Consider the following 25462-nt stretch of genomic DNA (forward strand, 5'->3'; position numbering starts at 1 on the left):
AAAATATAGCTTATTGGCTGAAAAATTTGTGTATTTCTTAAAAATGGAGTTATATTATAACTTATAATATAAAAAATATGATAAAATGGAAGTATAAGTTTTATAAGTTAGAAAATATGTAAATAATTTCTTACTTTTGTTTGGTCTTTAATGAGGAAAAAGCTATGTAATTTAAATATATACTATAATAAATAATTTTTTAAAAATATATTTTATAGTATATATTTGTAATAAAAAAGAACTATAATCATGACACTTGAAGAAATTGGGAAGGAAATAACGAGTAGACGAAAAGAGCTTGAAATAACACAACAGGATCTTGGTGAAATGGCTGAAGTGACAACTAAGACGATTTCTCAAATAGAAAATGGAACAGGAAATCCGTCATTCCAAACATTAGAAAAAATAATGGAAATTTTGGGAATGAAAATTATTATAATGCTAAAAGTGGAAAATTTATGAGAGGCTTGGTTTATTATAATAATGAATTTGCAGGTATTATTGAAAAGACACCTAACGATATATATGTATTCAGGTATGATGATATTTATTTTATGAACCCTGAAATGCCACAAATTAGTGTGACTTTACCCAAAAAAAAACAGGAGTATCGTTCCGCATTTCTTTTTTCTTTCTTTTCGGGATTATTAGCTGAGGGAGTAAATAAAGAATTGCAATGTAAATATTTTAAAATCGATCCTGAAGATGAATTTACTAGATTGTTATTGACTGGTAATGAAAACCCAATAGGGGCAGTAATTGTAAAACAAGAATCTGATTTGAAAATACCAAGAAATAGAATAGATTGATAATATGATTTGTTTAAGTTGTTATAAAAAAAGTGCAAAAGCTTACTGTCCTTCTTGCAGAAAAATTTTGTTTAAAGGAATAAATATACCTGATACATTAAATTTTGATACGCCAGTACCTGAAATTTTTTATGTTGATCCAAGTAAAAAAAAGCTGCTATCTGTATCTGGAATGCAGTTGAAATATTCTTTAAAACTACAAAACAAAGAACTTCAGTTATTAGTTAATCAGGGTGAATATATTTTAAAACCTATACCTAAATATCATCAATTGGAGATAATTGATGATTTACCTGAAAACGAGCATCTCACCATGCAGATCGCCCGCCAGGTATTCGGTCTTAAAACGGCTGATAATGCCCTCATTTATTTTCAGGATGGGCGACCCGCTTATTTAACCCGGCGTTTTGATGTCCTGGATAATGGATTAAAACTGGCCCAGGAGGATTTTTGCCAATTGATGAATAGATCTGCCGGCGTAAATGGAGAAAATTTTAAGTATGACAGCTCTTATGATGAGATGGGGCAGATTTTTAGAGAGATCGGAACGCCCGTTACGGAACAAGAAGCCTTTTTTAAACAAATCTTGTTCAATTATCTGATTTCCAATGGGGATGCTCATTTGAAAAACTTTTCTTTGATTCGGGCCGACCAGGGTGGTTACCGGTTATCACCCGCCTATGATTTGCTTTGTACTCGTTTGCATACACGGGTGGAATCTGACGTAGCACTTGATTTGTTTGAAGGGGATATGGATTTTCCTTATTACGACACCTATGGTCGTTATGGAACGCCGGAATTTCTGGAGCTGTCGGCAAGACTGGGTATCAAAGAAAGTCGCGCCCGACGGTTTTTGGCTGATTTTACCAGTGAGCAAAAAATGGATCAGGTGAGCCAGATGGTAGAAAACAGCTTTTTATCGGATAGCAGCAAAGAAAAGTATATAGCGCTTCTAAAGGGGAAACGCACGGCCTTTGATTAAGGCTAATGATGGCACTCAAATCCCTATAAGTCCAATGCTTGCTTGCGGAGTTAAGCAAAACAACAGATGCGGCCTATTATAAAACTACTTTTATAATAGGCCGCATCTGTTTATAATATAGATGTGCCAATATTTAAACATTTAAATAAAGGGCACAAATGTCCATGCTAATTTTATAATTTATAGAGCAATCCAACGCCTAAAATGGATTGTGTCTGCAATTTAGGGCCTTTGCCTTCTACGGGTCTGTACAGATCATCGTAGGCCAGGTTAAAGTTCCAGGTAACGGCAATGGCCTTTGTCAGCTTGGCAGCAAAGGTATTGGTCATAAATATATAGATATTCTGCGGATCTTGCAGGTAATTGCTATAGAGTTCCAGATTACCGGTATAGGAAATCGTTTTTGTAATATCTGCTGTATACCCTGCATTCAGCAAGAAACCCAATTGAAATTTCATGGTTTTACCTGAGTCAACGCCATAGGCGCCTTGATTGGACAGAAAATCGTCGGCAACGACCAATGCTCTTGCTGCGACCGGAGACAAAAACAGATTAAAATTCTTAAAAGGCTTATAGGTTATACCAGGAGCTAAAGTAATATAGGCCGGAGCGAAGAAATTAGAGTTCAGGGTCTTGGTTTCATTGCCATCTGCATCGGTGCCATAGGTATATCCTTTAAAACCCTGCGTTCTAAGCCTGAATAAAGCAGATACATCCATTTTGGAGCTGACTGAGTGCCCATATAAGGAGACAAAATCGATCAGATCCGCACTTTTGCGCCCATCCAGTCCGGAAGTTTTCAGATAGCCATACTGCATATTCAGGTTATTGGTCCAGCTGTTTTTGCCTTTCAGGTAATCTGCATACAGATTCACAAAGGCATTGGCGGAAAGGGCGTCCGTACCACCCCCAGACCAGTTTCCCAGAGAAGTTTGTGCCACATTTACTGAAAGGGAGCCGCCTTTATTCCAGTTTTTGGTAGAATCATAGGTTCTGCCATTTTTGTCTACTTTGGTGGCCAAATCACTTTTGATGTCTGTTCTGCCATTATCCTGGGCATAACTAACGGCTGCAGCCAACAGGAAGGTGCCAAGAAGCAATTTTTTCATAAGAATGGATTTTGTTTTTCTAGTTTCTAATATTTAAGTCAACGGGTAAGTATGTATAACCGGGTTCACCTATTGCAAAACGGTTCTTAATATCTGGTAGCTTTTGGCTTCCCGATAGTTTTCGAGATGCAAAGAAAAGAACTGCTGATAACATTTCAAAAGAGATCGCCGATTTATATTGCTGATTTGTACATCTTTAGCTAAATTTATATCATTTATATACATCAGAAAACTATTGATCTGGGCCGTTTCGCCTTCCAGGGTAAAGCCATGTTGTGGGGACTGTTGAACATACCTGCCTTCCTGTAAATCCAAAATGGGCGTTTGGCTTGTGTATTGCCCGTGGAACATAAAACCTAGTAGCGAGGCTAATTGCAGGCTAAACACCAGCGGAATATTTAATATCTGCGGCCCCTCGTGCTGGTCAATATACAAGAGCGCATTTTCTACGATTTCAAAAAGCTCCTGTGCGGGTTCTTCTTCCCGTATGGTATGCAACACCATTTCTACAATATAAGTGGCCACAGCATTTTTTAAAACATCAAAATAAACGTCCTTATAGATATAGGCCCACTGATATTCCCGGATATATTGCAAGTGCTTTATGGGATTGTGGTAAATTTCTGCATCCAGTAGTGCTGCGGGCTGGAAAAAACTGATTTTGCCGGCAGCAGATTTGCCACTGGACCGAATCCCTTTGACCATATAACTTTGCAAACCAAATAGCTCGGTGAACATGGTCACAATCAGGCTGGATTCGCCATATTTGACCGTTCTCAGCACAACGGCTTTGCTTTTATGCGTCATATCTGGACAAAAATAGGCTATTTGCTTAAAATGTTGTGCACAGCCCAGCGCCCTTCATCGGCAATGAATGTCTTTCCATGTCTGGGCTATACAACGTCAAAACAGCGGGCCATTGTATGTTGTTTTAACCGCCGATTTTATAATCGGAGGATTGGTCTTTAGCCGGGATAGAGGACAGGATAAACTGGCGGATATCTTCATTGCCCTTAATCATACTTTGTTTGTCCATATAAATCATATGTCCACAAGGATAACCCTTCCAGGTGGTTCGCGCCTTTAAACTGGGAGAAGTCGTAATCTGCCAGATCGTATATTTTGTATTAAAGAAATTACAGATAGATCCGTCGTAATAGCCATTTTGTACCAGTAAATGTAAGGAAGGGTTTTCCTCCATGGCTTCTCTTAACTGGTCACCTGTGTGGTTGCGCTGGGAATCCCAGGGGTAAACATGGTCTGATAAAACCCAGTAGGCAACATCTGTTTTAAAGTTCAGGTCATTGCGCATATAATCATTGGCCGCGGGGGAAAAAGACCGGGCCCAGGCGGGAATCTCTGCATTAAAATCCGGGCGATCACCTGCGTTTTTTTCATCAATGCCTAAATAACGGGAATCCAACCGGCCAATGGTATAGCCTTTATCTCTGAGTAGTTCTTTCCAAAAAAGACTGGTGCGAACATTCAGGTTATTTTGGTCCCAGATATTTTTTTCGATGCCCGTGTAACGGGCGAGTTGGGTTTCAATGGATTGTTTTTCCTGGGGGTCGATGGAACTGCCTTTAGCGATGGCCGGCAATAGTTTATTTAAGGTAAAAGACTCCACTTCGGGCAGTATGTCGGTCAATTTTTTTTGCTGCAGATCGGTGGGTAATTTTTTATAATACCAGGCGGTTGCTGCATAATAGGGATGTTTAAAGCCGCGCTTACAGCTCCCTGACGCTCTATGCCTAATTCGGTCGGAGAAACCAGTACGACGCCATTTAAAAAGACGCCTCTTGAAGGTTCCTGTAAAGCCTCAGAGAGACCGGAGACCCTGGTTGTCCCATAGCTTTCTCCGATCAGAAACTTTGGAGAAAGCCAACGGCTGTTGCGGGTTAGAAAAGTGGTGATCCAGTCTGCCAGATAGTCAATGTCCTGGTTGACTCCAAAAAATTCACTGCCTTTTGCATCCTTGTCCAGGATTCTGGAGTAGCCTGTATTGACGGGATCTACATACACGATATCAGTGGCATCCAGGATACTGTATGGATTTTGTTTCAACCCATAGGGTTGAATAGCCCTGCCTTCGTCATCCAGGTTTACCCGCATGGGCCCGGTATAACCCAGCTCCATCCACAAAGAAGCAGAACCGGGTCCACCGTTAAAGGAAATACTTAAAGGCCGGTTGCTTTTGTCTTTGATACCTTCTCTTTCGTAATAGGTATAACTGAGTGTGGCGACAATTTTGCCTTCTTTGTTCCACACTGGCTGTGTGCCCTTATATACACTATAAGTAAAGTGCTGGCCATTAATGGTGGCTTCATGATGGGTCAAAACGGCGGTGTCTTTGGGAATATTATTTTGGGACTGAGCAGTGGCTGTAAATAATAATACAGCCGCCATGAGCGTATATAGTTTATGCATTTTAAAGTGATTGGAGCGGTTTTGCTTAATTAGATTACACAACAAATTACATATATTTTTTTATTCTATCCAAGAAAAAAATCACGATTCCCCTGTTTTTTTATTAATTGAGCGGTACAAACGACTGTCAGTTAATTAAAAAGCTTATTTTTTATAGGGTTAGAATCGAAATGGAGGTTATCTTTACGTGCCAAAATGCAAATGGGCAAAAACAAGGCATTCTCCTTAAGTGAATCCGCTTATTTTTATCCATTCGTTCGTTTGAGGGAGCGTTAAAAACAAAATGTAAATAATACGAACAAATAGCATCCGGCTGTATTCATAATACGATGGATAAGGTTTTTCAAGCTGGCGCTTAGCATTTGTTCACAAAAAAAATAAAAGTTAACAGCAGATGAAAGTAATGAAATTCGGGGGCACCAGCGTTGGGCAGCCAGAGCGTATGCATCAGGTCGCTGCCACTGTAACCGAACAAAAAGAAGCCAAAATTGTGGTGCTCAGTGCCCTGAGTGGTACGACAAATGCACTGGTTGGTATTAGTGATGCACTTGCCGCAGGCGATAAGCCGGGCGCAAAGAAAATTATTGACGGCCTTGAAAAACATTATCATACTTTCATCAAAGGGCTTTTAAAATCCGATGAACGCCGGCAAAAGGCACAGGCCGCCATTGGAGAACATTTTGAGTTTTTAAATATCATTTTAAAAATATCTTTCAGCGATGCGCTGAATAAAGATATATTGGCCCAGGGTGAGCTCATGAGCACCAAACTTTTCTCCATTTACCTGGAGGAGATTGGGGTCGAGCATTTATGGCTGCCGGCGCTGGAATTCATGCGTATTGATGCCAATGAGGAGCCTGATTTAAAGGTTATTAAGACTGAATTGTCCCAAATCCTTAAAAAACATGCTAAAGTGGATCTTTTTGTAACCCAAGGATATATCTGTAAGAATATCAGGGGGGAAGTCGATAATTTAAAAAGAGGCGGCAGTGATTATACAGCATCTTTGATTGCCTCAGCGATCAAAGCCAGTGTCTGTGAGATCTGGACAGATATTGATGGCATGCATAATAATGATCCGCGCATTGTGGGTAAAACCAGGCCGATTGAAGTCCTAAGCTTTGAGGAAGCAGCCGAGCTGGCCTATTTTGGGGCGAAAATCCTGCATCCTACCTGTATCTGGCCTGCACAGCATGCCCATGTGCCGGTAAAACTACTCAATACGATGGCGCCAAAAGCCAAAGGAACGACTATTCAGGATCATGAGCAAGGTGAGGGCGCTAAAGCAGTTGCGGCAAAAGACGGCATTATCGCCATAAAAATTAAAAGTAGCCGAATGCTGCTGGCCTATGGTTTCTTAAGAAAAGTATTTGAGGTCTTTGAAAAATACAGGACCCCAATTGATATGATCACCACCTCTGAGGTAGCCGTTTCGTTGACCATTGATAGTGATCAGCATTTAAAATCGATTATAAAAGAACTAGAACCGTTTGGAAGTGTAACGGTGGATAAGGATCAGGCGATCGTCTCCATTGTGGGCAATGCCATCGTGGAAGAAAAATCTGTCTTACTGAATATTTTTGAAACCATTAGTCATATACCGGTACGCATGATCAGTTATGGTGGCAGCAGGCATAATATCTCCTTTTTGGTGCCGGCCAGCAGCAAAAAAGAAATGCTCCAGGCCATCAATAAGGGCGTATTTGGGCTGGATTAACCTTTATTATTCGTTAAAGCACTCCTAATATATGCGCCATCTTACAAATTGATTAGATGGCGCTTTTTTTAGTGGAATACCCTAACTTCGCGCCCGATATGGTAGTCGGACTATATCATATAAGTTCATTTACAAATAATTCGAAAATTCAAGCATATACTATGCGTTCCATCTTCTTAAAAGCCGCCTTATTGGCTGTAATAGCACTGGGGATCTTTACCCAGATTCAGGCACAGGAATTTCATAAAGAAAAAAAACATAAACACAGTTTTCACTTGTCAGATGAAGGGAATTCTGTCGGTAAAAAAGGAGAGCTTTATCTCTCCTGGGGATATAATAAGGAGTGGTATCTGCCCAGCAATATTCATATTTATCAACCGAAGCTGGGCAATGATTATACGCTCTATAATACCCTTGCCTCTGATCATCCAGGCTGGAATGAAGGTCTTTTTAATCGTGCGCTTACCATCCCGCAATACAATTACCGGTTGGGCTATTTCTTTAAGGATAATTGGGCGATTGAGGCCAATTTTGATCATACAAAGTTTGTGGTGGCAGACAATCAGCTATTACATGCAAAAGGGATGATGAATGGTGTACCAGTCGATACTTTTATTAACAACCGGTCAGGTTTTATGAAATATCAGCTCAACAACGGCGCAAATTTCCTATTGATTAATCTGGTCCATAGAAAACATTTAACCAGCTTTAATAAAAGCTGGTTTGATGCGGCTTTATTAGTCAAAGGTGGGGCTGGTATTGTGATTCCGCATGTGCAAAACGTAATTGATGGCCACGCCAACAAAAAAGGTTTTCAGTTTGGCGGATTTGACATGGGCTTTGAGGCCGGTATCAGGGCTACTTTTTTCAAATACGCTTATCTGGAATTTACCGATAAAATTCTGGCGGCCCAGTATTATAATTTAAGACTTTATGAGGGACGGGCTAAGCAATTTATTGCGACCGATGAAATGATTTTGTCCATTGGAGCAAGTATCCCGCTGATTAAAGAACATAAAAAATAAATGGCTGCAGCGCTTTGAGTCGTCGTCGTTTATATTTGCCTATTCAACTATAGATTAGGATAGTCGGCTAAAATAAAATACCTTTTTTACCAATCGGTTCAAGATTGGAAGAAAAGGTATTTTTATGTATAGAGGTTATATTTAATGTGTGATGATACTTGCCTTTACAACAGCTTACGTTATATTTGTGAAGGCTGACCAGGGCAGGGGCAGGCTATTGGCACTTGGCCAATGCTTAAATAAGTGAGTAAAATCTAAAAGCCTTTGTAGAATGCAAAGTAATAAAAGGAATGACTGGATAAATCGAGTACGTTCAGTCAGGTGGTGTTATGATTTTGAACTAGCCAAACGTAATCAGAAAAACGACCTGTTAATGCTGACCACTGGCATTTTTCCGCTTTTACAGCATAAGGGACGTTTGCTACTGACGGACAATGGGATAGAACTGTTTGGAAAGTCAAATGAGAAGAAGGAAGAGATCCCCTTTGATCTAATTGAAACAATTTATCTGGGTTATGATGACTTGTATCCACCAAGGCTCTCTAAAAACTTTGGATACGCCTGGTCGCCTCTTCGAATCACCCTAAAAAATGGGGCGCAGATCTATCTGATTATATATGGCAGTATGGACCTTTTAATTAGAAATAAAGCCTGGTTTGAATACTTAAAAAATACGCTGGCATAGGACACTAAAAGACAGATGGCAGTTTTAAGATAGAAATAAGCAGCCAGTTTCAGCGTAATTAAAATAAGTTTTTAAGGTATATGCATAATTATTTACCAATACCAATACTGAGCTGAATGCTGGGAGTAACACCTTTAATAAAATTATGGAAATAGATAAATGGTTTTAACGTGGCATTGCCGTATTTTACCCCAAATGCATTAAAACCGAAGGTGTTTTTTTCCAGAAAATCTCCTTTTCTGTGAATCAGATAACCAAGTGAGATCGGTAGAAAAATGTCTAGTTTATTACCAATATCTTTTCTATCGGTAATTGTAGTGTAGGTGGCAAATAAAAAGTCGTTGCGATAGGTCTTTGTTTTACCATTCTGGTCTTTATCAAAGAAAAAATAAGGCGTCCAGTAGAGCCCGAATCCATTATAACTGTTGGGTTGCTTTTTAAAATAATTGAACATAGATATGCCAATAGAGGCAGAAGGCACAAAGTGGTTTTTGATATTTTGGATGTCGGCAGAAAAACCGATCGTAAACGTGCGTTGGACATTTAAGGTGGAATTAAGGTTGCCTGAAAAGCTGTTTTGATTATTTAAGGTGTAATTGCCGTACATGAAATACTTCCAGGGAGCATGGCTGGCGACTTTAGCAGGGATGGCTGCTTCTATGCTGTCAATAAATTGATCTATTAGCGCACTATTTGCTACCTTACTAAAATCACTTATGGAATTAAGGGTAAAGATAATCACCGCGGGTCTATAGTAATTGGCTGTTGAGTCTACCCTGGCAATGGTGATGGAATCCATTTGTGGTTTTACCATGGAGGTTTGGCCATCTGCCGTATAGTATAACTTTTCTTCTGTGGCTGGCTTTTGACTGACCAGCGTTTTGATTTTGCCATTAAAATCTAAATACTGGATCTTTTTAACCGTGAGCGGATCTTGCAGAGAATCTTTGAACCTTGCATAAGTTGCTTTTACGGCCTCTATTAACTGAGCGGTGGGTAGCAGCCCTTTTAATCCGGATTTAGACCCTGGATAACTATTAACCCTGGGTATAAAGAGTTTGTTTCCACGACCCAAGTCTAAGCTATAGCCTTCTTTAAGAGGAATTGTAATATTATTGGTGGGGGATTTGCCTGTGATAAGGTCGGTGTGTGGATCAAAGTATTGTGCATGCAGGCTGGTCGCTGCACTAAATACTAGAAGGGTACTGAATAACATTTTAATTTTCATCGGGTCTGTATTTAGAAATGATTATTACCTAACTGTTTAGAATCTGATTTTAAAGGGGTTTTGTGAAGATGCGCCGCTTTTACGGCTAAGTGTTTTATATATATTTGATTTGGTATTATTTTGATGGCCCATTTGCCTGTTTACGCTTGGAAGGGCTGCCTCCATATGGATCGCGGAAAGGGCGATGACAGGAAGGGCCGTTTGCGTCTGGTCCTGCGCCTCGGTGGCCGAGGAGGGCAGCAAACTGCTGTTGTTTGTCTCGGCGCCCGAAACCTGCCCCAAAACTTGCGTGGGAATCTGTATGGGCATAGCCGTTACTGCTAATTTTTTATCAATCACTTGCCTATTATTTGTTTGCGCGTCGGGCTTTATTGTGGCCATTGATTTATTTAAATCCAGACTGGGTATAGATGATTGCGCAGCAGTCTTACTGGCATTGTTGCCAGGACTGCTACTGCTAATACTGGCAACTGTGTTATTGAAATTTAGAGCTGTATTGTTTGCCTTATTGTCGTTATGGTGGAGATGAACTTTATTTTTATGACTACTTTGTGTATAGGCATCTTGGTGGAGGTTATTTATTGGACCGGGGAGGTTTATTCGCTGTTTTGTTCCAGTTGCTTTTGTGTCTTTTTGAATGGATGTTATTCGGCTTGTACCAACTGCCTTGGCGGAACGCTTGGAATCCGCTGATTGCCGGATAGGAGTGTTAGGCCGCTGAATAGCTACCTGCCCTGATTACCTGTCTTGTGCCAGTTGGAATACCTGCCGACAATAAAACCTGCGGCCAGTAGTACCATGGCGGCCACAGCCATTTTCCAAAAGGATAATAAAGGCCTTGATTTTTTTTGCTGTGGACGTTGGCTGTCAGATGGCGGGGCTAATTGTTGGACAGGCACCTCGGTTGACTTAACGGGTAGTCTACCTGATAGCTTTTCCCAGCCTTTGGCCGTATCGTAATTTTCTGCCCTCAATTCAAGGATGCGTTTACTTAATGCCTGGTCCTTAGTATTTTGTATCTGGTTAAAGGGATCTTGCTGGTCGCCTTTTTGATTGTCCTTTTGATGGGTGGAATTGTGTTTATGTTGTGATGCCATGATTATTGATTTTAATGACCATTTGCTGAAGCAGGCGTCTGGCCTTACTTAATTGAGACTTTGAGGTGCCTTCCTTTATATGAAGCAAATCTGCAATTTCCCGGTGGCTCATTCCGTCAATGACATAGAGGTTAAAAATAGTCCGGTATCCAGTTGGCAGACGTGTTATAAGTTCCATAATTTCTGCTGTGGATAGTCGGTCTAATGGATCTTGTTCTTCGCTGACCAACGTGTCTTCAATTTCCTGCTCCGTTATGTTAGGTTGTTTTCTTAAATGCATCAGCGACTCGTGAATCATAATGCGTCTGAGATAAGCGCTGATACTTCCTTCGCCTCTGTATTCAAAAAGATGTATTTTTAAAAAGAACTGCATGAACCCTGACAGCATGACCTCTTCTGCATCAGGTAGATTACCGGTATATCTTCTGCAAACCATTATCATGGAAGGCGCCAGTTGTTCAAACAAGGCTTTTTGGGCCCATGGTTGATTTTCTTTGCATCCTTGAATAATTCTAATTGCTTCCAAATTGTACTGGTTTCTATTGGTTAAATGCAGTATGTTTACTAAAGGTTGCCTAAGTCAATATTTTTTTAGGACTGTGAAGCATATTTTTGGGTTTTACCCCTATGTGTTGCTCAAATAAGCGCCCAAAATGGCTCATATTCGTAAATCCTAATTGGTAGCCAACTTCGGCCACGCCTAAACCTTTCTCCTTTAAAAGACGGGCAGCCTCCTGCATCCGGAACTGCTGGTAATAATTGTAAATAGGCTTACCAAATACCTGTTTAAAAAGTATTTTAAGCTTGGATGTACTAACAGCGGCGTCACTGGCCAGGGCTGATAATAAGGGTGGCTTGTCCAGATTTTCCAGTATTTTGTCTCTGACCATATATACCAGCTGAATATCCGCCTGGTTTAATGGCTGCAATCTCTTTTCCTTTCTTTTTTCAAGGTTCATTAATAAGTGGCAAATAATCTCTTCTGCCTTAATGCGGAGAAAATATTGGTGGAATGGATCGCTGGCAGGAGCGTTTAGGATTTCCAGGACGATATTGGGTAGGGATGGGGGGATGGCTTCTTCAAATAGTAATGGCTGGTTATTGGCCAGCAGGCTGGCGATAATGGTCGATTGGCCGGTTGAGGCAATAAGACCTGATAAATAATCGGTATTGATCTCCAGATTGATCGTAGCTGTATGGGTATGGACGGGCATTAAAATATCGGGTCCGACTTTTCTTGTGGCAATAAGTACAGTGGGTAGTGGACTTTTTTGGAGCTTCGTATTCACTGGAAATACATGCTGCAGTTTAAAAAGGATCATATTGTGGTGTATATCGCTGTCTGGATTTTTAAGCACCATATCTTGATGGAGCGTGTAGTTTAAAATTAATAGGCGAATCTGGTCGCCAAAAAGGTAGCCTGAGCAATAGCCGCTGCCAAAGGCTGCAGGGATACGCAGGGTATTGCTGATGACTTTAGTGTTCATTGCGGCAGCAAACTGACGCAGGACTTCTGGTATATTTTGCGCTGGAATATGAATCATAAAATGTCTTTTTGGACTATTTGTATGTCCAATATAGCTATTTTATGCGTAAATGACGACCTATCTTTGCATTACTTAAAATAATTTGAATGAGGTTACTCAACGATAAAAAAATAGCCATTGTAGGAGCGGGGCCCGTAGGACTTTTGATGGCAAGGCTGCTACAATTAAAGGGTGCTAAGACAACTGTCTATGAAAGAGACCTAGATCGAGATGCCCGCATCTGGGGTGGGACGCTGGACCTGCACAAAACATCGGGACAACTTGCATTACAAAAGGCCGGACTCTTAGAGAAATATTATGAACTGTCTATTCCCATGGGAATCAAATTCGCTGATATTCAGGGTGGAATTATGGCGGTAAAATCCATGACTGCTGAACACCGCCGTGATAACCCGGAAATTAATAGAAATGTATTAAGAACGATGTTACTGGATAGTTTAATGCCAGGTTCGGTCCAGTGGGACAGTCATTTAGTTTCGCTGGAAGCACAAAATAGCGCGTGGAGGCTAAGATTTGCCAATTGTGCAGAAGCAACAGCAGATATGGTTATTCTAGCCAGTGGTGGTATGGCCAAAATGAGAAGTATTGTAACGGATGAGGTGGTGGAGGAAACAGGTAGTTTTATTGTGCAGGGAGATGTTCCTGATCCAGCAGTTAATTTGCCTGAATTTTACAAATTATGTGATAATCATCGACTGATGGTGGCCAGTGGCGGTAATCTTTTGGTGGCAAATCCGCTGAACGGTGATAAATTGACTTATGGCCTGATCTTTAAAAAACCTGAGACCTGGCAAGGGAATTTGGAACAGGACTTAAAAATTGATTTTTCTGATCAGGCGATGGCTTCTACATATCTTAAAGCAAGGCTTGGCGGCTGGAGCGAACTGTATCACAGCTTAATTGAAAAAACGACGCAATTTGTAGGGCTGCCTACAAGAGTGCTGCCGCTTGCTCAGCCCTGGAAGCCCAACCGTCCTTTGCCCATTACCTTGATTGGAGACGCTGCGCATCTAATGCCTCCTTTTGCTGGAATGGGCGTGAATATTGGGCTTATGGATGCGACGATATTAACTGAAAACCTGGTAAGTGATCGTTTTAGTAATGTAACAGATGCTATTAATGATTATGAAAAACAAATGATGGCGTATGCAAAAGCTGCCAGTGCAGAGTCCAGGGAAAATGAATTAGAGATGCGAGATCCTGATTTTGATTTTAGAAAAATGTTACAGCTGGCCTAATGCATAAGTCTTTTTTTGTGATAAAGTGATTGCTTTTTTTGAACAAGTACCCTATTGTTGTTTATGGTTTTGCCGCCGTTTAAGGATTTGTCGAAATCCCAAAATAACAGTTGATAATTTTTTTCTGAGTGCCGTATTCAAAGGTCATTTGCGCATCATAAACGCCAGGCTCGAGCGCAATATTGTCTATTGTATATTCAACAGAATCCCCACTTGTTATCCCTTTGCTGGATCCCGATAAGAGAGATGAATACTGGATTTTTTCTGGATCGATGGGCGTGAATTCTGTGCCGCTGTTCGCGCCAGTCTTATCCATCAGCTTCGCATACAAAATTAAATATTTGAATGGCTGCTTCTTTCTAATGGATTTGGCTCCCATAATTATTTTAAATTTGTCATTGCGGTTCAGGATCTTTATTTGACCAATTGCTGCACTGCTAAAGCTGCCTAACAGCTCACCCGAAACTGAAAGGTAGGGTTCTGCATAGCCAGTGCTCAGTACAGTGCCATCTTTGCTGCATGCTGACAGAAATAGGCAGCATAGACAAATGATTAATATGTTTTTTACTTTTAAAAACATAGCAGATAGGTTATGCGTTATTGGTTAGATTGGATTTTAATGTCGATTATAGGAGGCCATTTATTTGCAATAAAATTAGTATATATTTTTGAATGCTAATAAAACATGTTGCTAAACGAATATTTATGGATCTCAGTAGGGAGAAAGGCAAAAATAATCTGAATTTAGTGGAATTGGATGACAATGGCAGCGAGCAGGAAGGTCAGGAATAAAATAAAATCCTTGAAAAGATACAATAGCCCAAATCAAAGGTTTGATGACTTAGATCAAATGAGACAGCTAAGATCTGCCAGCAAGAAAAAAAAGTTATGAGAATAGATAGTGGTATAACATCCCGGTATGTTATTGAAGGAAGAAATTGTTGATGGATATAATGTAACCGTAAAGGATGCTGCAGAATTAATAGGAGTAACAAGGACAAATTTATCCGCGATTATTAATCTTAAGCGGGGAATCTCTTGGGAAATGACAAATTAGAATTTCAAAGATGTTTTTGGGGGGCGGGGATTTGGGCAAAGTTGCAGTGGGAATATAATTTAGACAGGGCGGACAAGTCGTTTAAACACAAGCCAAAACCTTACGAATAGAAGGAACTCAATCAAATTGAAAGTATTATTAAACCCGCGTTTGCCATTTTCTGGCCAGGTCTATGGGAGTAAAGTTATAACCCTAATAAGTCACGTATATCTTCTAATTTGATTTCTTCCATTCTCCCATTTTCCATATCACTTATTCCTTCCTGAATGTGTGCCATTACTTTAGGGTCAGAAAAATATAAGTCCTTTTCCGTCAAAGGGGCTTTGGCGTTAAATTTTACTTTCTTTTTCCCAGTTTTTTGCGGACTGCCTGTTTTCTTCTTTTTTTCATATCTACTAAATATCTTCCTTAAAAAATGATGTAAAGTTAGACCAGTCTTCCGCTCTGCAAGCCCTAATATCTCTGACAGCGTTTCCAAACCAGCCAATATTTTTAAGGCTTATGACTATGTCAAAGCTAATAGCGTACATCCTTATGCAAGTTTAAAATATTCACTTTCGCCAAAGAAAATACGCCCTAATGAGTCTTTGATGGCTATTATAAGCCCCTTGAAAGGGTTTGTGTAAATATCTATTACCTCACCTTCTACCCATGTATCAAGACCTGTAAGCCGTGGGTCTACGGACATTTTTTCGCCTTTTTTAATTTTTACTTCTTTTGTCATGACCTCTTTTTACAAAGTTAATTCATTCGGACCTTTGACTGAAAGACTACTTCCATAATGGTATACAAAGATGCAAAATAATTCACCATTTCAGGGGCATTCAAGCATAAAAAAGGCCTATGTAAAACCTAGGCTGCAACCAAAACTAACTGCTTATGAGGGACTAAATGTAAATACTTCTTTTTGAAATTCATAAAATGCGCTTTTTGTGCTAAACAAAATAGTAGACAAAAGGGTGAAAAGTGGTATGCATAGGCACCAGATCGATCAGTTAACCCAAGGATTGGTTCAGCTCTGCTCCCACAAAGTTCATAATGGTAACAATACAAACTATTGCTTATCTAAAGTTGCCCTATCTATTACAATCTTTAAGCAAGGCGATTTCGGAATGAATATAATTAAGTTATACTATATGATTTAAGTATATCCTCTTTATACAATGGTTCGTGAAAATAATACCAACAACTCCATTGCCAAAAAAAGAATAGTCGAAATTAGGATTATGTAACAGGCAAATCAAATCTTAGGTTGTAAATGTCATGGAATCAACCTCCAATTCTTTTCTTTTAGAGGTCATTTGATTTCTTTTGGAAATCAATTTTCTGAAATTCACTTAGGATGTGAACTTCCCCGTCATAATTAGAAGTGTGTTCGGAAAAATCTTGCTCTTCAGCGATTAACAGTTCGTTTAAATCAAATTCTTGTTGTGATCTATCTTCTATATCGGCATAGAGTGTACAAGTCGTTTCATTAATGAGCCTTTCAATCTGTTCAAAAGTTATGGCCATATTTGATTTAGATTTTAAATTAATATTTAAAAAATATCTATCAAATTAGGTATCAAATAAAAAAGCACTTACTTGGCATGTACTGTAAGTGCTTGATTATCATGTGACCCGGATTGGATTCGAACCAATGGCCTACTGCTTAGAAGGCAGTTGCTCTATCCAGCTGAGCTACCGAGCCATTTAACGGGTGCAAAAATATAGGTTTCAATGTGAAAACCCAAAAATCTTTCCTCTTATTTCTAAATCAAGTAGGCAGATTCAATGCGCCGCTTTGAATAAGCTGACCCATGACAAAATAAGCGGTAACAAAATAAATAATAATACCCGTTACATCCACTAGTGTTGCAACGAATGGAGCAGAGGAAGTAGCCGGGTCAGCGCCAAGGCGTTTGAGTAAAATGGGTAGCATGGATCCGGTTAGCGAACCCCAAAGAATAATACCTACTAGAGCCGAGCCTACCGTAATAGCGATCAGCAGCCAATGTTCTCCATAGGTGATATCCCAAATGCCCATGTTATAGAAAAATTCCCATAAGGAAATTCTTAAAAAGCCGATGATGCCCAATATAAGCCCTAAGGTCAGCCCACTGAGGATTTCTCTGCGCATAATACGCCACCAATCTTTTAGGGTTACTTCGCCCACAGCCATGGCCTGAATAATCAAGGTAGATGCCTGTGAGCCGCTGTTCCCACCGCTAGACATGATCAGGGGGATAAATAAGGCCAGGACTGTTGCATTTTTCAATTCGTCGGCGTAGTGCGTCATGGCTGAGGTAGTCAGCATTTCACTTAAGAAAAGAATAATCAGCCAGGGAGCTCTTTTCCGAATCAGTTTAAAGAAAGGTGTATCCAGGTAAGGTTCATCCAAAGCTTCTGTACCCCCCATTTTCTGCATATCCTCACTATACTCTTCATTCGTTACCCATAGGATATCATCAATGGTTACAATACCCAGTAGGATATTATTGTCGTCCACGACAGGCAGGGCCACTCTGTTATTCATCCTGAATATATGTCCTGCCTTTTCCTGGTCATCATTGACATTTAAGGCAATGATCCTTCCATCCATGAGTTCACTGATCTTCATATCGGAGGATGCCAGGATTAAGTCCCTGATTCTAAAGTCATCAACTAATTCTCCTTTTTTATTGATGACATAGATCACGTCGATGGTTTCTGAATTCTTGCCATTTTTGCGTATGATCCTGAAGGCTTCAGCAACGGTATCTGTCTCATAGACATAGATATAGTCAGGAGTCATCAGACGGCCGACACTGTCCTCTGGATATCCCAGCATTCTGAGTGTAATCTTTACTTCCTCAGGATTGAGTAGTTTGATCAGATCTCTGAGGGCACTTTTGGGTAGTTCTTCCAAAAAGTCTGTACGGTCATCGGGAGACAATTGGTTCAGTAATTCTGCCGTTTTAAAGGGAGGCAGCTCTTTGATGATCGATTTCTGGGTAGAGATATCCAGCAGCTTAAAGACCCTGGAGGCTCTATGCACTGCCATATTTAGGATAATAGCCGCTTCATTTTCAGGATACCGGTCAATTAGGGCCACTACATCGCTAATCCCCTGTTCATTTAAGAAATCCTGGAGTTTAACGATATCCTTATCGTGAAGCAACAGCTCAAACTGCGCATCGATCAGATTTTGTTCTAATTCTTCACTCATCGGCCAAAATTTTTGCAAAATTACAATTTCAAATCTAGTTTAAAGGTAGTTGATATAATTAATTGGCAAGACTGACGTTTTTTAAAGATATTTGTTGCTTATTTAACTAATTTAGTCATTGTCATGATTTTAAGAACCAAAAATGTTACTGGCCTGATAACCGCACTGTTATTTACAGGATTTGTGGCAGCGCAGCCCCGTCTGAACAGGGAAAATCATGACCAGTTACCTTTTTATTTTGGGATTAGTATTGGTTATAATAATAGTAATCTGGCAACAACCCGTGCGGCCGCTTTTGAAGAGCAATCTACCTTTTCCAGGGTAGAACCCCATAGTAGCAATGGCCTGGCACTTGGTTTTATGATGACAAAAAGGCTTTCTGACCGGCTGGAAATCAGAACTGTGCCTAAATTGATTCTGGGGGGCTCCAAATATCTTTCTTATTATTATACAGCCGATTATCTTTCCGCTCACCCCGAAAAGAAGCCCATTGAAAATATAAAGCTTCCGGCTAATATCCTAAGTATTCCATTGCAATTAAAACTTAATTCTGACAGGATTCGCAATTTTAGGGTCTATATGTTTGGCGGCATGAAATACGATATTAATCTGACTGCGAATTCCAGTGAATATAAAGAGGCCATGCAATTAGATCAAAACCCACCTCCTTTATTTAGAAAGGGCGACCTGGGCTATGAAGGGGGCATTGGATTTAATTTTTATCTGCCATTTACGGTGATTTCCCCGCAGATAAAAATATCCAATACACTGGGTAATAGCCATGTTAGAGACACAGAAAACCCCTATTCCAATGTAATGCAGCGATTTAGAACCCAAATGCTGGTCTTTTCTGTGACCTTTGAGCAGTAAACTATAATAAATCAATCGGCAGTTTTAACCATTGGGTTAGAGGAATGTACGGCAAAAATAATAGCTTCGCTGCTGAAATAGTCTTAATTAATGCGGTATCCACTTGTTGCAATTGTTATTCTAAATTATAATGGTCGGAAATTTCTGGAAAAGTTCCTGCCTTCTGTTATGGCTACTACTTACCCTAATTATAAGGTAGTGGTGGCTGATAATGGATCAACAGATGATTCAGTGGCTTTTATGCAAACCAAATATCCACAAATTGAATTGGATCAGCTGGAGCAAAATTTTGGGTTTGCTGAAGGGTATAATCAGGCGCTGCTTAAAAGACAAGAAGACTATTTTGTCCTGCTGAATTCTGATGTTGAAGTAAGTGCAGATTGGATCACTCATATTATAGCATTAATGGAAGCAGATGAGCGGCTGGCGGTCTGCCAGCCTAAGATACTGGCGCATAAGCAAAAAGAGCAGTTTGAATACGCTGGTGCGGCAGGAGGGTGGATTGATAAACTGGGGTATCCTTTTGCCAGAGGACGGGTTTTTGATGATATAGAAAAAGATCGAGGCCAATTTAAAACAAGTAAAGATATTTTTTGGGCATCGGGTTGCGCTTTATTTGTGAAAGCGCCGGTTTATAAAGAATTGAAGGGATTGTATGGGGTGTTCTTTGCGCATCAGGAAGAAATAGACTTTTGCTGGCGTGCACAAAATGCTGGTTATAAGATTGCCTGTTGTACAGCGTCTGTGGTATATCATGTAGGCGGAGGCACCCTGCCCAAAGGTTATCGGAAGACTTTTTTAAATTTCAGGAACAGTCTTATGATGCTATCGCGCAATCTCTCAATCAAAGAAAAAAGATGGAAATTGCCGCTCAGGCTGATGCTTGACGGCGTATTTGCAGTAAAATGCCTGGTTGGTGGCGACTTTACTTCTGTTAAAGCTATTTGGAATGCACATATGGCCTTTTATAAATGGTGCCTTGGTAAAAACAATAGTAAGGTGCATTCAAATAGGCAGCTGCTAAAGCTTTCAGGCGTGTATGATGGGTTGCTGGTATGGCAGTATTTTTTAAAAGGAAAAAAAAGTTTGAAGATTTTATAAAATAATATTGCGCGTTTTCTCTTTCATACTTACATTTGCAAAGTAATTTTAAATAGAACATTATGAGTCACGAAAATCATGAATATCAGCAAGAATTAGAAAAAATGAAGAATATGGACTATAGTTACAATAAAGTCTCTTCTTCCAGATTCTTATTTTATGTTCAGGTAATTGGATTTGTTCTTTTAATGTTTACAGTATTCTATGAACTGTGGGCAAATCGATACATGGGTAAACCAGATATTGAGATTCAAAGCAGCACTTTATATACGCCACAGTATAAATAATTTTTGAAAAAAATTTGGAAGTGTAAAATTAAATATTATCTTTGCAATCCAATTACGGAAACAAGGTAATTAGCTCTTTAACAGACACTTATAAAGTATAAAAGCGGAAGTAGCTCATTTGGTAGAGCACGACCTTGCCAAGGTCGGGGTGGCCGGTTCGAGCCCGGTCTTCCGCTCCAAAATCCCGCAAGTTGCGGGATTTTTTTTCAACCGCCCTGGTGGTGGAATTGGTAGACACGCAGGACTTAAAATCCTGTGATCAGCAATGGTCGTGCGGGTTCAAGTCCCGCCCGGGGCACACAATTAACCCTTGTAATCGTTTGATTTACAAGGGTTTTTTCGTTTGCTAGTCTATCGAATATGTTGATGACATCAAAAAATATTGATAATCAACAAAAAAACACAAAATTAGCAACTGTTGTATTTAAACCTATGCCTATATATGTTCAAAATTGAGACTTCTTCTCAAATTTTGCTTTATAATTAAACTTATGTATTTTTGAGATAATCTCTCATAAATACATAAGTGTGTTACTTAAATTTTCAGTAGGCAATTTCCTTTCGTTCAAAAACAAGACAACGCTCAACCTTGCGGCTACTTCCATAAAAGAGCATAATGATACTAATATTTTCTCTACGGAACGCAGTGCTTTGCTGAAAGGAGCCGTAATTTATGGAGCGAATGCGAGTGGTAAAAGCAATTTCATCCGTGCGATGTCCACAATGAGAAGATTAGTTTTGCTCTCTTTTGATAAATCATCAACTAATGTATTAGGGGTCACACCATTCTTACTAAATACAGAAACGGAAAAAGCACCATCCTTTTTCGAGACTGTTTTTATCATTAACGACATTCGTTATCGATATGGCTTTGAAGTAGATGACAAGAAAATACATGCCGAATGGCTATTTGAAGCTATTATGAGTGCTGAAAAGCCTTTGTTTCTCCGAGAAGAAAATGGCATTGAAGTGATGAAAAATTTTCCGGAGGGAAAAGGCCTGGAAGAACGCACCCGCGATAATGCTTTATTTCTTGCTGTAGCAGATCAGTTTAACGGTAAAATTGCTAAAAGGATCCTGCAATGGTTCAACAATTTTAATACTATTTCTGGATTAAGTCATGAAGGATATAAAGGGGTTACATTTAAGATGCTGGAGAATAAGCAAACAAGTTTAGCTCTACTTGATTTTTACAAAAACTGGATTTAGGATTTGATGACATCACCATTAGCAAGAAAATATTTGATCCTAAAGAATTCCCTTACGACATACCGGAAAGCCTCGTCAAGCAATTAGTGACAGATTTGGAGGGCGCATTCAAAATGGACATCAGGACAATACATAAAAAGTATAACGCAAAAGACAAAGTTGTTGGTAAAGTGGAATTTGATATGCGTAGTCAGGAGTCGGCTGGGGCCAACAAGCTTTTTAATATTTCCGGCCCTATGTTTGACGTTTTGAATGGTGGAGGCGTGTTAGTTGTCGATGAATTGGATGACAGTTTGCACCCATTGTTAACACTTGCTGTTACAAAGCTCTTCAATTCTAAAGAATTTAATCGCAATAATGCTCAGCTGGTTTTTGCGACACATGATACTAACTTATTATATTACGGGAATTACCGGAGAGATCAGATCTATTTCGTGGAAAAGGATCAGTATGGAGCTTCAGACATGTACGCTTTAGTCGAATATAAAGAAGAAGGGAAAACGATTCGAAAGGATCGTTCTTTTGAAAAAGATTATATTGAGGGTCGTTATGGCGCGATTCCGTTTATTGGTAACTTATCTAATATAGTAACGGAATGGCAAGAAAAATAAAGAACCTAATGAGTGATTAAAGCGTTTTGCCCGGGAATAGCAAAAGCATAAAAAAGATATACGGAATGATGGAAATATTATGTGATTGACTGTGAGGGGAAAGTGACGGAGCCTAACTATTTTGAAGCCTTGAAACAGAATTTACCGAAAGGAGTTTTGACTGCATATCAAATAGATATTGCCGGAACCGGAAGAAATACACAATCATTAGTGGGTGAAGCTTTGCGCTTTCAAACTGTATACGAAAAGAATACAACACCCAAGATAGACAGGCTTTGGGTAGGTTTTGATAAGGACAGCTTTTCTGCTCAGGACTTTAACGCGCTATTCAACGTTGCCATAATTCTATGGTAGGTTGCACCTGGAGCAATGAAGCATTTGAGCTATGGTATTTATTGCATTTTCAATATTATGAAAATGCATTGCACTTCCTTACCTGTTTTCGTCATTGTAGATGATTTTTTCTTTTAAAAGCCTTAAGGGATTTTGGAATTTATTAGTTTTGAAGAAAGATTTGGCACATTTTTTATGAAACGCGACCTTTGGATTGACAGGAAAAGTATCTTAATGTCTAATTCCTTGGCTCTATGTTGGAGGGTTCAAGTCCCGCCAGGCACATATCTAGGTGGTTTTCGTTTGGGTATTAAGGCTTGACTCTAGACATAATATTGTGACATTTGGTTTTTGTTTCCATATTGTTTTTGCCGACGGTTAAGAATGTAATAGCTTCGTTCTAAGGGAAGTATTAAACAGCATCTGATTTTTCAAATATTGACGTGAAACAAATTTTTACATTTTTGTGTCTCTTTTGCTGCTTTTACGCAGGAAAATAGTTTTTTATTGCATGATATTCGCCTCCCTGATGAGTTCAGCCAGCAGATTATCAAATGGTTTGAAATGGACAGGTCTGGGATGTTGTGGCTGGTTACGGGCAATGGCCTTTACCGTTACGATGGAGGAGAAGCCATTCATCTTGGTGCAGATAGTTATCCTAAGCTTCCGCATGCAGCTATTAATACGGGATTTGCCGACGCTCATAATAATTTATGGATCGGTGCCAAGGATGGTCTAACAAGACTAAACCTTAAAACATGGTCAACGAAAGAAATAAAGGTACTTTAAAATTAACCGAGCAAATATCTGTTACCAGAAATCTGATGTTGTCGGATTCTACAGTTTTGATTATAAGACTTCTACTGTTTTTACGATTTCAATTTGTATTTATTTCAAGGATGGAAGGCGATTAAATATTTCTGATTATAAACTTAAACCGGCAAGCATGAATCCTAAAAGAAAGCAACAATTAATCAATTTTATTAAAATGATGGAGCGGGAATTTGCATTCAAACCTTTAAAGGAAAATAAGATAAGAAAATTTTTTCGCTTTGGCTATGTCTGGTATTCCAGGTAGCTGTATTTGATTTAAATATTTATAATAGATAGAAAGTCAGCTGTTTAAGGAATTTTATAAGAATGCTTATTGATGGGCTTTATTTCTTTTTGATTATGAATTTGTTATTGATTGTTTGATGAGCGGTGAATAGCTTTTGCAAGGAATGCCCTATCTTTAAAAGGTTTTTTGGGAGGATTGGTTTACAGATGGTTTGTTCTCTTTTTGAATTTAAATTCAAGCACTGTTATGACAAAAGGACTTTCCGGAGGTACAACTGTTTCAGCTAACAGATTGCTTTACTTCCTGGCAATTTTAATTGTGATTGTTCCATTTTTATTACAAAGCGGCTATTATGGTCCACACCGTGATGAACTGCTTTACCTGGCAGAAGGCCGTCATATGGCCTGGGGCTTTATGGAAGTGCCACCAATGTTATCCTTATTTGCCTTTATTACGGATCTTTTTGGAGGAGGATTGTTCTGGATAAAAATCTGGCCGGCATTATTTGGTGCGGGAACCTTTATAATCTGTGCAAAGACGTTACAAGCGCTTGGAGGTAAAACACTTGCGCTTTGTTTGCTCTTTTTGCCTTTTGTATTTGGTGTTTATCTGAGATTATTTTTTCTCTTTCAGCCTAATTGTCCAGAAGTTTTTTTTGATACCCTTATTGCGTTTGGACTTATCCGTTATATACAAACAGGGTCGATGAAATGGCTTTACTTATTTGGCGTCGCTGCGGGACTTGGGATGATGAGCAAATATTCAGTAGGCGTGTTTATTATTAGTATGGTTTTAGGGCTGCTTCTTACCAAGAGTCGGAAAGTTCTATTTAATAAACATTTCTGGATCGCTTCCTTAATTGGTTTTTTGATTTTTTTGCCCAATTTGATTTGGCAATTTATGCATGGGTTACCGATTATTCACCATATGGAATTGCTCAATAAATATCAGTTGCAATATGTTACGCCCACAGGCTTTTTAAAGGATCAATTATTGATGAACTTGCCGACGATATATATATGGATAACGGGTTTAGGTTTTTTGCTGTTTTCTAAGCGTCTGCAGGCGTACCGATTTGTTGGACTGGCATTTTTATCAGTGCTGCTGATTTTAATAATCCTGCATGGAAAAAATTATTACGCTCTGGGCGCTTATCCAATTGTATTCGCCTTTGGCGCCTATTCAATAGAAAGGTTGATCACCAATAGGACAGCAAGAATATTGATTACTGTTCTTATTTTTTATACAGTAACACTTGGTATATTTTTAATTCCGCTGATGCTGCCCGTCTGGAAACCTGTTAAGTTAGCAGGTTATTACCAAAAAACAGGTGCTGCCAAAACAGGTCTATTACAATGGGAAGACCTTAAAAATCATCCGTTGCCGCAGGATTTTGCTGATATGCTGGGATGGCAGGAAATAGCTGTTAAGGTCTCAAAGGCCTATAATTTATTAGATGCAGCCCAGAAAAGCCGTACGATAATTTATTGTGATAACTATGGTCAGGCTGGAGCCGTGGATTATTATAAGGATAAATTAAATCTTCCTACGCCCTTAAGTGATAATGCTAGTTACCTGAACTGGATCCCTGAAAGTCTTAGTATGAACCTGGAAAATATCGTTCTGGTGACAGACGACCATCACGAAATGAGCCATCCTTTTATTAAGGAGTGCCAGGAGGCTATTTTGGTGGATAGTATTACAAACCCCTACGCAAAAGAAAAAGGAAGTCTGATTATACTTTTAAAGGGGGTAAATGATCAATTCAAAAAGATGGTAAAAATGAAAATAGAAAGGGAAAGAGCGGTTTTCAAATAAAATATTTATTATTGGCAGAAAGTTGAAGCTGGACTGAAACTAGCAAGATAGATTAATTGTGCAGC

Annotated in this window: 30 protein-coding genes and 3 tRNA genes; 18 read left to right on the forward strand and 15 right to left on the reverse strand. The window is 39.3% G+C overall.

The genetic code is table 11. From position 1 onward, the window contains the following. Positions 1 to 249: 249 nt before the first annotated feature. From FSB73_RS15020 to FSB73_RS15030, 3 genes are read left to right on the forward strand one after another with little or no spacing between them, the layout of a single operon-like run. Positions 250 to 462 (forward strand): helix-turn-helix domain-containing protein, encoded by a 213-nt coding sequence (locus tag FSB73_RS15020; protein ID WP_146783905.1) that lies wholly within the window; start codon positions 250 to 252, stop codon positions 460 to 462. Continuing rightward, positions 459 to 809: a HipA N-terminal domain-containing protein gene (locus FSB73_RS15025; protein ID WP_146783908.1), complete on the forward strand. Its 351-nt coding sequence runs from the start codon at positions 459 to 461 to the stop codon at positions 807 to 809. Before FSB73_RS15020 ends, FSB73_RS15025 begins: the two co-directional genes overlap by 4 nt. 4 nt (positions 810 to 813) lie before the next feature. Next, positions 814 to 1791 carry a type II toxin-antitoxin system HipA family toxin gene (locus FSB73_RS15030; protein WP_146783911.1) on the forward strand — a complete coding sequence of 326 codons (978 nt, stop codon included), beginning with the start codon at positions 814 to 816 and terminating at the stop codon, positions 1789 to 1791. Between the two features lie 173 nt (positions 1792 to 1964). Here FSB73_RS15030 and FSB73_RS15035 read toward each other — a convergent pair whose 3' ends face one another. The 4 genes from FSB73_RS15035 to FSB73_RS25210 form a co-directional block, all read right to left on the reverse strand. Continuing rightward, positions 1965 to 2900, reverse strand: coding sequence for a DUF3078 domain-containing protein (locus FSB73_RS15035; RefSeq protein WP_146783914.1), 936 nt, complete (start codon positions 2898 to 2900; stop codon positions 1965 to 1967). A 69-nt stretch (positions 2901 to 2969) separates the two neighbouring features. Beyond that, a complete protein-coding gene (gene recO / locus FSB73_RS15040; RefSeq protein WP_146783917.1) occupies positions 2970 to 3707 on the reverse strand; it encodes a DNA repair protein RecO in 738 nt (245 codons plus the stop codon). Between the two features lie 124 nt (positions 3708 to 3831). Further along, a complete protein-coding gene (locus tag FSB73_RS25205; RefSeq protein ID WP_225974052.1) occupies positions 3832 to 4548 on the reverse strand; it encodes a hypothetical protein in 717 nt (238 codons plus the stop codon). After that, positions 4545 to 5327 (reverse strand): S10 family serine carboxypeptidase-like protein, encoded by a 783-nt coding sequence (locus tag FSB73_RS25210; RefSeq protein WP_225974053.1) that lies wholly within the window; start codon positions 5325 to 5327, stop codon positions 4545 to 4547. The genes FSB73_RS25205 and FSB73_RS25210 overlap by 4 nt, the downstream gene beginning before the upstream one ends. A 394-nt stretch (positions 5328 to 5721) precedes the next feature. Here FSB73_RS25210 and FSB73_RS15050 point away from each other — a divergent pair, with 394 nt between their 5' ends. The 3 genes from FSB73_RS15050 to FSB73_RS15060 all read left to right on the forward strand — a co-directional run bounded on the left by FSB73_RS15050 (position 5722) and on the right by FSB73_RS15060 (position 8754). Beyond that, positions 5722 to 7044, forward strand: a complete 1323-nt coding sequence (locus FSB73_RS15050) for an aspartate kinase (RefSeq protein ID WP_146783919.1) — start codon at positions 5722 to 5724, stop codon at positions 7042 to 7044. A 161-nt stretch (positions 7045 to 7205) separates the two neighbouring features. Further along, positions 7206 to 8069: a hypothetical protein gene (locus FSB73_RS15055; protein WP_146783922.1), complete on the forward strand. Its 864-nt coding sequence runs from the start codon at positions 7206 to 7208 to the stop codon at positions 8067 to 8069. A 271-nt stretch (positions 8070 to 8340) separates the two neighbouring features. Continuing rightward, positions 8341 to 8754: a hypothetical protein gene (locus FSB73_RS15060; RefSeq protein ID WP_146783925.1), complete on the forward strand. Its 414-nt coding sequence runs from the start codon at positions 8341 to 8343 to the stop codon at positions 8752 to 8754. A gap of 88 nt (positions 8755 to 8842) precedes the next feature. Here the strand turns inward: FSB73_RS15060 and FSB73_RS15065 are convergent, their stop codons facing one another. From FSB73_RS15065 to FSB73_RS15085, 5 genes are all read right to left on the reverse strand, one after another. After that, positions 8843 to 9982 (reverse strand): hypothetical protein, encoded by a 1140-nt coding sequence (locus FSB73_RS15065; protein ID WP_146783928.1) that lies wholly within the window; start codon positions 9980 to 9982, stop codon positions 8843 to 8845. Between the two features lie 36 nt (positions 9983 to 10018). Next, positions 10019 to 10363: a hypothetical protein gene (locus tag FSB73_RS15070; protein ID WP_146783930.1), complete on the reverse strand. Its 345-nt coding sequence runs from the start codon at positions 10361 to 10363 to the stop codon at positions 10019 to 10021. Between the two features lie 344 nt (positions 10364 to 10707). Next, entirely contained in the window at positions 10708 to 11079 is a 372-nt protein-coding gene (locus FSB73_RS15075; RefSeq protein WP_146783933.1) for a hypothetical protein, read from the reverse strand. Continuing rightward, positions 11063 to 11605 carry an RNA polymerase sigma factor gene (locus tag FSB73_RS15080; RefSeq protein WP_225974054.1) on the reverse strand — a complete coding sequence of 181 codons (543 nt, stop codon included), beginning with the start codon at positions 11603 to 11605 and terminating at the stop codon, positions 11063 to 11065. The genes FSB73_RS15075 and FSB73_RS15080 overlap by 17 nt, the downstream gene beginning before the upstream one ends. Before the next feature lie 49 nt (positions 11606 to 11654). Continuing rightward, the gene (locus FSB73_RS15085) at positions 11655 to 12623 is read right to left on the reverse strand and encodes a helix-turn-helix domain-containing protein (protein ID WP_146783936.1); all 969 of its coding nucleotides are present in this window, start codon (positions 12621 to 12623) and stop codon (positions 11655 to 11657) included. A gap of 89 nt (positions 12624 to 12712) precedes the next feature. On the opposite strand from FSB73_RS15085, the gene FSB73_RS15090 reads away from it, so the two are divergent. Beyond that, a complete protein-coding gene (locus FSB73_RS15090; RefSeq protein ID WP_146783939.1) occupies positions 12713 to 13864 on the forward strand; it encodes an FAD-dependent oxidoreductase in 1152 nt (383 codons plus the stop codon). A 79-nt stretch (positions 13865 to 13943) separates the two neighbouring features. Here FSB73_RS15090 and FSB73_RS15095 read toward each other — a convergent pair whose 3' ends face one another. The 6 genes from FSB73_RS15095 to mgtE all read right to left on the reverse strand — a co-directional run bounded on the left by FSB73_RS15095 (position 13944) and on the right by mgtE (position 18108). Beyond that, positions 13944 to 14444: a hypothetical protein gene (locus tag FSB73_RS15095; RefSeq protein WP_146783942.1), complete on the reverse strand. Its 501-nt coding sequence runs from the start codon at positions 14442 to 14444 to the stop codon at positions 13944 to 13946. A 661-nt stretch (positions 14445 to 15105) separates the two neighbouring features. Continuing rightward, positions 15106 to 15408, reverse strand: a complete 303-nt coding sequence (locus tag FSB73_RS15100; protein ID WP_158639570.1) for a hypothetical protein — start codon at positions 15406 to 15408, stop codon at positions 15106 to 15108. 45 nt (positions 15409 to 15453) lie between these two features. Beyond that, a complete protein-coding gene (locus FSB73_RS15105) occupies positions 15454 to 15645 on the reverse strand; it encodes a hypothetical protein (protein ID WP_146783948.1) in 192 nt (63 codons plus the stop codon). 566 nt (positions 15646 to 16211) lie between these two features. Further along, entirely contained in the window at positions 16212 to 16433 is a 222-nt protein-coding gene (locus FSB73_RS15110; RefSeq protein ID WP_146783951.1) for a hypothetical protein, read from the reverse strand. A gap of 104 nt (positions 16434 to 16537) precedes the next feature. Beyond that, positions 16538 to 16611: transfer RNA gene (locus FSB73_RS15115), tRNA-Arg, on the reverse strand. Between the two features lie 66 nt (positions 16612 to 16677). Further along, positions 16678 to 18108, reverse strand: a complete 1431-nt coding sequence (mgtE, locus tag FSB73_RS15120; protein ID WP_146783954.1) for a magnesium transporter — start codon at positions 18106 to 18108, stop codon at positions 16678 to 16680. Positions 18109 to 18231: 123 nt separating this feature from the next. Here mgtE and porT point away from each other — a divergent pair, with 123 nt between their 5' ends. From porT to FSB73_RS15175, 11 genes are all read left to right on the forward strand, one after another. Continuing rightward, positions 18232 to 18978, forward strand: a complete 747-nt coding sequence (gene porT / locus FSB73_RS15125; protein ID WP_146783957.1) for a type IX secretion/gliding motility protein PorT/SprT — start codon at positions 18232 to 18234, stop codon at positions 18976 to 18978. Positions 18979 to 19068: 90 nt separating this feature from the next. Beyond that, entirely contained in the window at positions 19069 to 20079 is a 1011-nt protein-coding gene (locus FSB73_RS15130) for a glycosyltransferase family 2 protein (protein ID WP_146783960.1), read from the forward strand. Positions 20080 to 20141: 62 nt separating this feature from the next. Next, positions 20142 to 20366 carry a hypothetical protein gene (locus FSB73_RS15135; RefSeq protein WP_146783962.1) on the forward strand — a complete coding sequence of 75 codons (225 nt, stop codon included), beginning with the start codon at positions 20142 to 20144 and terminating at the stop codon, positions 20364 to 20366. 103 nt (positions 20367 to 20469) lie between these two features. Next, positions 20470 to 20545, forward strand: a tRNA-Gly gene (locus FSB73_RS15140). A gap of 33 nt (positions 20546 to 20578) precedes the next feature. Continuing rightward, positions 20579 to 20664 (forward strand) — tRNA-Leu (locus FSB73_RS15145). 230 nt (positions 20665 to 20894) lie between these two features. Then, the gene (locus FSB73_RS15150; RefSeq protein ID WP_158639571.1) at positions 20895 to 21575 is read left to right on the forward strand and encodes an AAA family ATPase; all 681 of its coding nucleotides are present in this window, start codon (positions 20895 to 20897) and stop codon (positions 21573 to 21575) included. A gap of 95 nt (positions 21576 to 21670) precedes the next feature. Next, a complete protein-coding gene (locus FSB73_RS15155; RefSeq protein ID WP_146783968.1) occupies positions 21671 to 22186 on the forward strand; it encodes an AAA family ATPase in 516 nt (171 codons plus the stop codon). Between the two features lie 81 nt (positions 22187 to 22267). After that, complete coding sequence (locus FSB73_RS15160) at positions 22268 to 22540, forward strand: RloB family protein (protein WP_146783971.1); 273 nt, start codon at positions 22268 to 22270, stop codon at positions 22538 to 22540. After that, positions 22534 to 22644 carry an RloB domain-containing protein gene (locus FSB73_RS27680; RefSeq protein WP_146783974.1) on the forward strand — a complete coding sequence of 37 codons (111 nt, stop codon included), beginning with the start codon at positions 22534 to 22536 and terminating at the stop codon, positions 22642 to 22644. Before FSB73_RS15160 ends, FSB73_RS27680 begins: the two co-directional genes overlap by 7 nt. Before the next feature lie 382 nt (positions 22645 to 23026). Next, a complete protein-coding gene (locus FSB73_RS15170) occupies positions 23027 to 23308 on the forward strand; it encodes a hypothetical protein (protein WP_146783977.1) in 282 nt (93 codons plus the stop codon). A 517-nt stretch (positions 23309 to 23825) separates the two neighbouring features. After that, entirely contained in the window at positions 23826 to 25397 is a 1572-nt protein-coding gene (locus FSB73_RS15175) for an ArnT family glycosyltransferase (protein WP_146783980.1), read from the forward strand. Positions 25398 to 25462 lie beyond the last annotated feature (65 nt).

This window comes from Arachidicoccus ginsenosidivorans, assembly GCF_007971385.1.
Lineage (GTDB): Bacteria > Bacteroidota > Bacteroidia > Chitinophagales > Chitinophagaceae > Arachidicoccus > Arachidicoccus ginsenosidivorans.